The 7,294-nt window shown below is 59.5% G+C and carries 5 protein-coding genes and 2 pseudogenes; all 7 read left to right on the top strand.

Going from position 1 to position 7,294, the window contains the following annotated elements; all coding sequences use genetic code 11:
- Positions 1-151: 151 nt before the first annotated feature.
- Positions 152-1,207 carry a DNA-binding protein gene (locus tag A9975_RS31320; protein WP_183036144.1) on the top strand — a complete coding sequence of 352 codons (1,056 nt, stop codon included), beginning with the start codon at positions 152-154 and terminating at the stop codon, positions 1,205-1,207.
- A gap of 167 nt (positions 1,208-1,374) precedes the next feature.
- Positions 1,375-1,680: an H-NS family nucleoid-associated regulatory protein gene (locus A9975_RS31315; RefSeq protein WP_183036143.1), complete on the top strand. Its 306-nt coding sequence runs from the start codon at positions 1,375-1,377 to the stop codon at positions 1,678-1,680.
- A gap of 184 nt (positions 1,681-1,864) precedes the next feature.
- Complete coding sequence (locus A9975_RS31310; RefSeq protein ID WP_183036142.1) at positions 1,865-3,025, top strand: PIN domain-containing protein; 1,161 nt, start codon at positions 1,865-1,867, stop codon at positions 3,023-3,025.
- A gap of 43 nt (positions 3,026-3,068) precedes the next feature.
- Positions 3,069-4,331, top strand: a complete 1,263-nt coding sequence (locus tag A9975_RS38675; protein WP_183036141.1) for an RES family NAD+ phosphorylase — start codon at positions 3,069-3,071, stop codon at positions 4,329-4,331.
- Between the two features lie 171 nt (positions 4,332-4,502).
- Positions 4,503-6,263: a caspase family protein gene (locus A9975_RS31300; protein ID WP_183036140.1), complete on the top strand. Its 1,761-nt coding sequence runs from the start codon at positions 4,503-4,505 to the stop codon at positions 6,261-6,263.
- A 492-nt stretch (positions 6,264-6,755) separates the two neighbouring features.
- Positions 6,756-7,037: pseudogene (locus tag A9975_RS31295) on the top strand (IS110 family transposase); the annotation flags it as partial.
- A 114-nt stretch (positions 7,038-7,151) separates the two neighbouring features.
- Positions 7,152-7,294, top strand: a pseudogene (locus A9975_RS38345) (IS256 family transposase); the annotation flags it as partial.

Raw genomic sequence — 7,294 nt, 5'->3', positions numbered from 1 at the left:
GTTTACATCAGTGTGGCGGGCGTCATGGCGTGAGTGTAGACGTAATTCTAGACAGAAGCGTACTTATGTCTAAAGAATTATCTTTTTAGTTATATATTTAACGTATTACGTAGTAATATATTAAAAATTCACCGAACGTTCCACGTAGAACATGACCGCCAGCCCGCTCGATCCGCCGCCGCCCCTGCCCACCGACGCCGACGCCCAGCTCGCCGCCGACGTGGCCGCGCTGCGCGCGCAGTTCCCCGAAACCCGCGCGCTCTACCGCGAGGTCTGCGCCTTGCTGTTCTTCCGCTACGGCATCACGCCTACCGCCAACAAGCTCTATCAGTTGGTACGAAAGGGCAGCATGGGCACGCCCACCGAGGTGCTGGCGCAGTTTTGGCAAGACTTGCGCGGCAAGATGCGCGTGACCATCGACCACCCCGGGCTGCCGGACGCGCTCAAGGCGATCGCGGCCGACGCCGTGCAGTCGATCTGGCAGGCCGCCAACGAGGCCGCTAGCGGCGAGCTGGCCGCGCTGCGGGCAGAGGCGCGGCTGCAGGCGAGCGAGGCGGAGGCGCAGCGCGACCAGGCGCGGGCCGCGCTGGTCGTAGTCGAGCAGAAGAAAGCCGCCGTACAGGCCGGGCTCGACGCCGCCCAGCGGGCCGGCGCGGCGCTACAGGGGGAGCTGGACGCCGAGCGCCAGGCCCACGCGGCCGCGCAGGCGCGCCAGGAGGAGGGCCGGCGTCAGATCGAGGCGCTGGAGCGGCAGCTGGGCGAAATGCATACGCAGTTCTCGGCGGACCTGGAGCGCACCCGCGAGCAGGTGGCCGTGGCGCAGGAACGCGCGACGGCCACCGAGCGCCGCGCGCTGCGCGAGATCGACCAGGAACGCACGCTGCGGCAGAAGGGCGAGCAGGCGGTGGCGGATCTGCGCGCCGAACTGGCGGCCGGGCAGGCGAGGGCGCAGGAGGCCGCCGTAGCCGGCGCGGAGGCGCGGGCGCGCCTGTTAGCCGAGCGCGACACGCTCAGCCGGCAACTGGCGGAGGCCGAGCAGGCGCTCCGGCGCGGGCAGGTGGCCCAAGACGGGCTGCGGGCGGAACTGGAGACGGCAGTGCGGCGGGCCGAGCGGGCCGATGCGCAAGCCACAGCCACGCGCCGCCTGGTATCGCCCAGGCGCCGGGCGCCGGCGACACGGACCAAGTTCAAGCCTGGGGCGGCCTGAGGGGGACGCCGAGGCGTCGGATGGCATTTATCCACCGCGCGAGGGGACAAGCCTGTGGAAAAGCCGCGCCGGGGCGGGTGGCCAGCGGCGCCGTTGGCGTTGATTAAAATTTAAGCAAAGAGGGCGACGCGGAATCCGGCGTCTCCCCGAATCGGTTCACCTACACCATGTCGATTGAAATCGAGCGCGCACAAGCGATCACCTGGATTCGCATCCAGATGGCCCAGCACGGCCTGACCCTGGCCGACCTGCAGGCCACCGGCTGCTTTGCTGAGCCAGCGCCGAGCCCTTCGCCGGGGGCGGCGTGCTACCGCAACGCGCAGGGGCAGGGCTGGGATGGCCGCGGCGCCATGCCGGACTGGCTGCAGCGGGCGGTCCACGCCGGGCAGACGGTGGAACATTTCCGGGTGTCCAGTGCGGGAGTCACGGGGCGCGCCGTGAAGGCGAGTTCCGATTTGAAAACAGTCGGTTAGCTGGCGGTGTGGGGGATTTTTGATGAATCCCGGCCATCCCTCTGTGCTGCCTTGATTGAATGGCTGTCTGCGGCCCGGCGAGCGAGTACTATCTGGCGTGACTCAGCGCTGGGTCGAGGTTGGCCCGATTGAAGTGCGAGAAATGCTTGGGCAATCGAACCACTACACTCTGTATATCTGCGTTATGACTTCGAATAAAAAGTCCAAAGAGGTTGAGCCGGTTTCCGAGGAGCGGAAGCGTGAGCTGGAAGCCAAAATTCGAAACGGCGAGATCTTTGCGATCACGTTCGATACCAGCAATTTCTACTCGAACGGGAAGTCTCTGGCCGGTCCTTTATTCAAGCAGTTGGAGCAGTTCAAGGGCGAAGGTTCGCTGCGGCTGTTTGTCAGCTCAGTAGTTCTCGCGGAAATGAAGCAGGATCTCGTCGACGTGCATACCAGCCGCCTGGAAAAACTCAATGGGCTGCAAAAACTGGCGAAACAATACCTGGCTGATCACGTCGACCTGGACGAACTCGCGACGGGATTGGGTTCCCTCCCCATGGCCCAGGATTGGGCGCAGGACGAGATCGACGAGTTCATGGAGGCGACGGGTGCCATGGAACTCGGCACTGAGGACGTCGATCTGGAGAAAATCCTGAGTCGATACTTTTCCGCCGAGCCCCCATTCGCGTCGAATGGCGACAAAAAGGCGGAATTTCCAGATGCTATTGCGCTGGAAAGCCTGGAGGCACTCGTCGCAAAGCAAGGCGCGGGGATGCTGGTGGTGTCGAAAGACGCTGACTGGGCACGCTTCTGCGAGGCAGCGCCATCGAAAGACCTGCACCATGTGGAAACCATGGCGACCGCGCTGGATATCGTCAATGCCGCGCAGGAAGGGCGGCGCGAGGGAACCCAGAAACTCATTCGTCGTCTTGGTGAATACCTTAATACCGATGCGTTCCAAGTCAGAGTGCTAGCCGAATTCACGCGGGAAGTGCAAGGACGTGGTCGAGTCAAGGCGTCGTATCCTGCGAACGTTGAAGTGATGGCGGAGATCATGCGCGAACACGCTAATCACGCCCACTTTGGTTCCGAGTTGTTCGTTCTGCGTCAGGATCCGAAGGAAGTTATCGTCGTCCTCGAACTGAGCGTGCATTGTACGTTCCACGCGATGTTCACTTTTTACGCTGCTCACACGGACATACCGCAGGCTCAGACCAAGTCGCAGCGCGGTGTCTTGGTGAGGACCAGCGTGTTTGCGACGATCAAGACCGAAGGCATCGACATTGAGGTGCGAGTCGATGACGATGACCTTGTTGTCGATTTTGATCCGGTTCCCCTGCCGAGCATGACGACGAACTGAGCGCGATACCCGCGCAGGTTTGACTCGACCTAACGGAGATCAAGTGGTGCGAACCAATATATTTCAGCAGGTCACTCTCGAGATAGAGGACCGGAAGGACGGATTCATCTGTACGAATTGCGTCAAGGACAAGCTGCTCAACGCACGTGCCTCGGTGTTTGCGCGGCAGCGGCGGTGCTCTGGTTGCGAAAAGCAAATTGATGTGGGGCATACCGCCGACTCGATCGCAGACACCATCAGAAGAGTGCTTCCACGACATTTTTCTGTGGACTCTGGTCGATATGAGGGCTACGAAAAAACGCTGGGGGAGATTGTCGGTCGCACTATCCTGTCAGAAAACGCGACCGTGTGCGACCTCGTTAGCGGGCATCTGATCGATCGGGAAACGGACGACGACTCGCATTTCTACTTCGATGGGCAAGCTTACGAATGGAAGCAGAGTCCATTCGATTCCGAAGAGCATGAGCGCTGGTACGTGACAGGCGACTGGGAATACGTCGATCAATCGATCGTGCACGGCCGGAGATTCTTCAATCGCCGCGCGATCCTGTTGTTTTCGGGTATTCTGCGTGAAGCGCTCGATGCAAGGAACGCGGACGGAACAAACGTCGCGATAAGAGAGAGCAGCGCCGGCACTAGGTTCTATCGCGCGCGAATTGTCGATGAGAGCCTGGATCTCAACAAGCCAATCCCCGCCTCCGCGCTTGGTGCTCCTCCAAAACATCGCGCTAGCAACAACAGGATGAATCCCGCGGGGATTCCGTTGCTGTACGTTGCGGGAGATATCAAGACGAGTATTGCGGAGATCAGGCCGTCGATTGGAGACCTGGTGATCGTGGGCGAGCATCGGATCACGAAGAATATGCGCTTCTTCGACTTTACCGCTATTGACCATACGGTTCGACATGAACCGTTGAGCTTGCTGGATCCCTTCTACGAAAAGCGGATGGAATTACGGTCGCTCCTCCGCTCTATCAACGAACAGATTGGCAAGCCGGTTCGGGCGGGCGATCCTGGCAGTTACATCATTACCCAGGCGCTAGCCGAGTTCATCCGCTACGAGTCGGACACGGAACTCGGCGGCGAGAAATTTGATGGAATTATCTATCGATCGGTGCAGAACCGCGGCGGGGAGAATTTTGTGCTGTTCAATGGCAATGGCGACGACCTGCAGATGCAAGCGCCAAATTGGAAGCCGAAGTTCGATACCGAGGTAGCGAATATACGCCTATTTGAGGCGGAGGCCATTCACTACGCCTGTGCGGCCTCCAATCGCAGTGTTGCCGTTGCGGTCGATACCGACTGACGATGCAATGGCCGCTGATCGTTTAACGTAGGCGGATGGGCGAGGCGTATTGGTTTACCTGGCGGACCACAGCGGATCATGCCTGCGGCGCTGTCGAAACACGGAAGTCTCGCCACGGAAGCACCGAGGTACCTTTGCGCCTGTGAACAGGCGTGGGAAGACAATAGGATCATGAACAGATTTTCCCTCTGCATTGGCGTTTCGAACTATCAGGCGAGTGTGCTGGAAATACTCCCGAACGCGCGAAATGATGCCGTGTTGATTTACGATGTGCTGACCGCCCGCGGGTTCATTGGCGAAGTTCTCGTGGATCCTGACGATGCCGACTTGGAAGATGCGTTGGATAGGCTCACGACGCGTCTGAAGTCGGTTCGAGAGGGTGATAGGGTGTTTTGCACGGTCTATTTCGCCGGACACGGACTCGAACTAAACGGCGAGGGCTACGTTCTGTTGGCCGATTTCCCAGTCGATCCCACACTCGCTGGCGTCGCTAGATTTGGCTTCCCCGTCGCGCGGTTGATCGACGCCGTTGCTACGTGCAATGGGCCGAAGCTTATTATCGTCGACGCATGCCGCATTCCGATCGGCTCGCATGATCCCTCAGATTGGCAGGCGTTCGCGGCTGCGACTGCGCATGCACGAAAGGCTTATCCGAAAGTAGCGACCGCCAGCGATGTTCTCATTGGCTATTCGACCAGCGCAGGCATGGCGGCGGGAGACGGTGTGTCCGGCAACAGCCGATACTGCGAAGCTCTCTCCGAAGGCATCCTGGAACACAATATTAGCGTCGAAGAACTGTTTTCCACAGTTGGGCAGACGGTCATCCGTGATTCGTCCATGGGACAGCGTCCCTGGTACGTGTCCTCGCTCATGCAACGAGTAGGATTTTCGGATTTGGCCAACTACCAACCAGCGTTGTTCGAGACGCTGACCCTGGAGAGGGATCCGACGGCACGCGTCTTCTGCTGGACGGAGGGAGAGTTCGTCTATCACGCTGAAGGTTTTTTAGTCTTTACTTCTGGAATGGGAAGAGCATTCAGGGGGGGCGGGGCCGAAATAGCGGCAATCTTTGTGCGCGGCAATATGATGGGCCTCCTGGAAAGACGTGGGAAGCTTACCGTGGCAGGTGAACTCGAGGCGACCATCCATATCGACATGGACGATGTGCATGGCATGGCAGGGTCGCCCGACGGCCATACGATCCTTGTGTATGGGAGGGACGGATGCGCGGTTATCCGCCACGAAGATGGACGGTGGGCAATCAAAGAGCGGGTGGAGGGCCCGCGAACGGATTTCTACGGGGCCATCTTTGTCAACGACGAAACTGCGTTCGTATGCGGTCCGGGGAGCCTGATCCGACTATCCGGGTTCAGCGGATCGGCCGCCATCGTGCGTCATTACATGGACGTTGGCGATATGTCTATCGTCTATGACTTGGCATGGGATCCTGAGAGACAAACGCTGATCGCTGTCGGGAATTGCGGCAAGCTTGCGTACTTCGACGGAACTACGCTCCAGCAATCCGGCGCGGACTGCGTGGTGGGAGCGGCTCGGAATCGGGCGCGGGACTATGCGAGCTTGCGGAACGGGCTGCCGAACGATGTGGCGCATCTGTTTCTGAATGACCGGCAGGCGTTCGAAAGCCAGTTCGACGAGGAAACGCTGGATTGGGCCGTACGTGCCACAAGCTCTCAAGACTTGCTTTGCTGCACGCTGCTGCAAGACGCTCGTGTACTGGCTGTCGGATCCGCAGAAGGCTTCGTCTTTCTGTTCGATCTACGTGACCGGAAACTGTTCCATGTGTTGGATGCGGGTGGCAGTCTGGGATTCGAACTTCAATGGATGTGTGCAGACTTGCATGCCAATGCACTAGTCACGCTGTTAGCCGATGGCACGATGATTCGCCATGATGGCGTCATGCCGGCCTTTTAGGCGCCGTGCTGTCGGCACTGGCGTACGGAAGGCTCGCCCCTCGATCCGTGCAGTCATCATTCAAATCCGCTGCAGCCTAGAGTCCAAAGGGCGCGTCAGCTCGGTAGAGCCCGCGCTAGTGAGACACAACTTGGCCAGACAAAGCGATCACCAAAACGGACGGGGGGTTCGAAGCGCGAACGACTTATCGTTCCAGGATAAATGCTGATAATTGCTCCCGATGTGAGGCTCGCCGTCCTAGCGCAGCGCAAGGGGTGCGTGATTGCTTGCTGGTGCAGGAACGACCGTGACTGGGCGACATGTTCAAAAAATCCAGCTCACGGTCAGGCGACGCAAACCGACCTCTGAAGGCCGTCGATTTCCAGCGCTCTCACAGGGGTAATCGAATGGAAGGGACTTCCCCGTCCCGAGGCCGCGGAGGAAGCCGCAAGTCGGCATCGAGGTGCATGATGGCTTGTCGAAACGCCATCAAGACCACAGGAGGGGAAGTCCATGTCCATTGTTACCGTGGGGATCGATCTGGCCAAGACCGTGTTTGCCGTTCATGGGGTCGATGCGGCAGGCAAACCACTTCTCGTCAAGCCGAGGGTTGCCCGTGATCAGTTGGCCATGCTCATTGCCGAGTTACCACCTTGTCTGATTGGCATGGAGGCTTGCTCGGGCGCGCATCATTGGGCTCGGCTGTTTCGCGTGCACGGACATACCGTCAAGCTGATGGCGCCCAGGTTGGTTGCGCCATATCGCATGTCCGGCAAGCGTGGCAAGAACGGAGCTAAAGTCGAAACTGGTGTACGGACGGGGAATTTGAGGCGCGGAGTAGAGGGCGGTGGAGCTTTCCGCTGAGAATCTGATTGTCGAGATCGGAAACCAGCACAAGAAAGGTCCACCATGAGCAAGGATAAGGGGAAAGAAGCAGTCGGTCTATCGGAAATCGGGCTTGGGCTCGAGGAGCTGATCAGGCGCGGGGCCCGGCGGGTCATCCAGGAGGCGATTGAAGTGGAGCTGGCAGAGCTGCTTGAGCAGTTCAGTAA

Origin of the sequence: Cupriavidus sp. UME77 (genome assembly GCF_014170355.1) — a bacterium.
Lineage (GTDB): Bacteria > Pseudomonadota > Gammaproteobacteria > Burkholderiales > Burkholderiaceae > Cupriavidus > Cupriavidus basilensis.
This window is presented reverse-complemented; position numbering and strand designations above follow the sequence as displayed.